1 protein-coding gene is annotated in these 931 nt (G+C 46.9%); it reads left to right on the top strand.

Annotated elements, in window-relative coordinates:
* Window positions 1-931 (top strand): phenylalanine--tRNA ligase subunit beta (locus tag A3763_RS26140; protein WP_197483147.1); only part of this gene is annotated, 931 nt, incomplete at both ends.

Below are 931 nucleotides of genomic sequence, written 5' to 3'. Positions count from 1 at the left end.
GTTTCAGAGAGTGAACTTACCTTCAAGGTAAACTTACAAGACACAGAGGGCTGCCCTAAATACTTGGGACGCGTCATTGAAGGTGTCGACCTAACTAAGCCTTCACCATTATGGCTGCAAGAAAAGTTACGTCGCTGCGGTTTACGTAGTATTGATCCTGCCGTTGACGTAACCAACTATATTTTGCTTGAGCTCGGTCAGCCAATGCATGCATTTGATTTAGATAAGCTGAATGGCTCAATCAATGTACGTCAAGCTGAAAATGCTGAAAAACTAACCTTGTTGGATGGTCAGGAAGTTGAACTTCGTGATGACACCTTGGTTATTGCAGATGAAAACACTCCACTTGCAATCGCAGGTATCATGGGTGGCGAAGCCTCAGGTGTTAGCGCTACAACTCAGAACATCTTTTTGGAATGTGCCTTCTTTGCACCCTTGGCGATTGCGGGTAAAGCACGCTCTTATGGCTTGCATACAGACTCTTCACACCGTTTTGAACGAGGTGTTGATTATGCGCTGCAGCACGAGGCAATGGAACGTGCAACGCGCTTATTAATCGATATTGTCGGCGGCAAAGCTGGCCCAATCGTTGAAGAAAGTGATGCAGAGACGCTTCCTAAGTCTTCGACTGTGACCTTGCGTGAAACTAAAGTTGAGTCGCTCTTAGGCTTGAAGGTAGAGACAGCTGAAATAGAAGAGATTCTAACGCGCCTTGGGCTTGAAGTTGTTGATCGAGCAGAGGGGCAGTGGACCTTTGCTGTGCCAAGCTATCGTTTCGATATTGCCATTGAACCAGACCTGATTGAAGAAATTGGTCGGGTCTACGGCTATAACAAACTACCTAAAACGACTGCATTAGGCTCAATGAAGCTGCGGGCCGTCGACGAAGATATCTTCCCGCAGGACTACCTGGCTGATCGTTTGGTGAGTT

This window comes from Oleiphilus sp. HI0128, assembly GCF_001635365.1.
This window is presented reverse-complemented; position numbering and strand designations above follow the sequence as displayed.